The organism is Synechococcus sp. R8-2, assembly GCF_047461715.1.
Lineage (GTDB): Bacteria > Cyanobacteriota > Cyanobacteriia > Thermostichales > Thermostichaceae > Thermostichus.
This window is the reverse complement of the sequence record NZ_JANSHQ010000521.1, coordinates 1-980: the sequence shown is the minus strand read 5'-3', so window position 1 is coordinate 980 and position 980 is coordinate 1. Positions and strand designations below refer to the sequence as shown.

Annotated in this window: 1 protein-coding gene; it reads left to right on the top strand. The window is 55.9% G+C overall.

The window, feature by feature from the left end; genetic code table 11:
* Positions 1–422: 422 nt before the first annotated feature.
* Positions 423–947 carry a YIP1 family protein gene (locus tag NW819_RS11835; protein ID WP_414413864.1) on the top strand — a complete coding sequence of 175 codons (525 nt, stop codon included), beginning with the start codon at positions 423–425 and terminating at the stop codon, positions 945–947.
* Positions 948–980: the final 33 nt, after the last annotated feature.

The window sequence follows — 980 nt, the reverse complement described above, 5'->3', positions numbered from 1 at the left end:
TTGGCTGCCCTGCAGCAAGACGTAGACCAGTGCCCAGAAGCTCGACTAAAGGATGGAGCCCAGCGCCAGAGCAATACCCATTAACTGCAGCATTGACAATATCCGACAATATCCAAACAACAAAAAGGCCCCCTTTCGAGGGCTTTTTTGAGGATACTGTTGCGCCGTTTTACCGTGGTTTTCGACCTGGAAAATCCAGTATAGGATACCGGGGATGATTGTCGATAGTTTCCAAATCAAGTTTGGCCTACTGCTCTCACATCCACTTCCCATCCTAATTGTCGAAGGGTATAGATCGCAAAAACATAACGGCAGTCACCAACGCCGCAGAATCCTCTCCCAATCATACCCCATTTTTGGGGTGTGCCCGTCAAGTGCTCACCAAGGGCTAGGATAAAAGACAGCTTGACGGGTTGCTGGCCATGCTTGGTTCCTGGTTAGACAACATCTACGGCGCTTGGTTTCTGCCGGAGCGCACCTTTCGGGCGTTGCGGGAACAGCCTATTCTCTGGCAAGCCTTTGGGGTGGTGGGGCTGCTCAACGTCCTGGATGCGATTCGCCGCTCTGGGGTAAGCCTGCCGAGCATGGTGCTGGCGGTGCTGATGGGATCCCTGGGCTGGGTGGGTTTGGCGGCTTTGTTGCAATTGCTGGCCTTTTGTTTGGGTCGGGCTGTCCCTTCCTTTTCAGCGCTGCTGTGCTTGACGGGGTTTGCCGGTTTGCCGTGGCTGCTGCTGGGGCCTGCTCAATCGCTGGGTGGGGTGGTGGGATCCCTGCTGGGCTTGTCAGCTCTGCTGTGGTTTGTGGTTTGGCAGGTGCGGGCAGTAGCTGTAGCGCTGGATTTGGAGTGGTGGCGGCTGCTGGGCCTGATCCCATTGGCTTTCCTGGGGGGGATCTTGGCCCTGAGCTGGCTGACCAGCAGCGTCGTTGCTCTGGCTTCCTTGGGCTAAAGCTTATAGTTGTTTCAGGTTAGGGTGAGACGC